The organism is Peribacillus sp. P4_C12 (genome assembly GCF_056402095.1).
This window is the reverse complement of record NZ_JBFUIB010000819.1, coordinates 1-1,301: the sequence shown is the minus strand read 5'-3', so window position 1 is coordinate 1,301 and position 1,301 is coordinate 1. Positions and strand designations below refer to the sequence as shown.

1 protein-coding gene and 1 pseudogene are annotated in these 1,301 nt (G+C 35.3%); both read right to left on the bottom strand.

Annotated elements, in window-relative coordinates; translation table 11 throughout:
• Positions 1 to 155 precede the first annotated feature (155 nt).
• Complete coding sequence (locus AC1DUW_RS29330) at positions 156 to 551, bottom strand: class I adenylate-forming enzyme family protein (RefSeq protein ID WP_116822350.1); 396 nt, start codon at positions 549 to 551, stop codon at positions 156 to 158.
• A 371-nt stretch (positions 552 to 922) separates the two neighbouring features.
• Positions 923 to 1,301, bottom strand: a pseudogene (locus AC1DUW_RS29325) (GntP family permease); the annotation flags it as partial.

The following is a 1,301-nucleotide window of genomic DNA, read 5'->3' as shown; positions in this document are numbered from 1 at the left end:
ATACAGCTGTTACCTTTCTCATATATCTCTCTATATATTATTCAGTATAAATACATCTTTTCCCTGCATAGGGAGTGTGAAACTTATGTGCCGGTGGAGAGTTTTTCTCTATATAAATAAGACACTAACCATATAGTCAGTGTCCATTTATTAATTCATGCATTTTTCAATCGATTCTTCAAAACCTTTCCACCTGGATTCCGAGGAAGCTCTGAAACAAATTCGATTTCTTTTGGAACTTTATAGCTTGCTAATTGTTTCGAAGTAAATTCTATAATTTCATCCTTTTCGAGAACTATATTCTCTTTGGTTACAATGAAGGCTTTTACCATTTCACCAAAGATTTCATCCGGAATTCCTACTACTGCTACTTCTAAAACTTTCGGATGGGTATATATCACATTTTCCACTTCCACTGAATAGACCTTTTCTCCACCACGGTTAATCATATCTTTTTTACGATCCATAATATAGATAAAACCATCTTCATCTATTTTCGCCAGATCGCCTGAACGCCAGTACCCATCGATAAATGCAGATTGATTAGCCATATCATTTTCCCAATATCCTTCTATGACCATAGGTCCTTTAAAAATGGGAGGATCTTATTTTTACTTTTGGTTTCCTTAGTAAATAATGTAAAAGAACACCTCCTCCCGCATAGAAATCCTTCTGTCCTTTCCAGACAATCAAACTAAGATATCTGTTTGCTTTCCTTTTTCCAGCGGCTATTGATTATATTTAACATTTCAAAGAACGGAGAACTAATATTACGGGGTGGTTCACCCTATTCTATTATTCTCTTCACATATTACAGGTACCTGATCTTTCATTGTTTTTACCGCTTATTTCATTTTAATGAAGCGTCAATTCTCTATTAATAACTAAAATTTCTTTTTATGACTAACCTTAAAGCAGTTTATTATACGATTCCAGTATGACTATACAATCCAATAACGAAGAATACCACTAATGTTTTAATGATAGTTATCCCCAAATATATCTCGGTACGATTGACGGTGTGTTAGTCCTCTAATGACAAGTAAAGTAATAGCCCCACCATTGTGAGGAAGGGAATCCATCCCTCCGGCAGCCATTGAAACTACTAGAAACTAMTCGATGCATTACTTCAAACGGATACTGATCTGTATATTGGATGTACTTATCTGCCATTAACGCATAGAGAAATTTCCATTCCTCCTGATGCAGAACCTGCAGAACCTGTGATTCCAGCAAGGATAGTAGTAGTTACCTAACCATTTATTAGAGGACGTGTGAAAATACTTGAAATACCATCACGA

What these genes read in the sequence shown, in the direction of transcription:
- AC1DUW_RS29330 (WP_116822350.1), bottom strand. Translation starts at nt 551, where the DNA reads ATGGCTAATCAATCTGCATTTATCGATGGGTACTGGCGTTCAGGCGAT.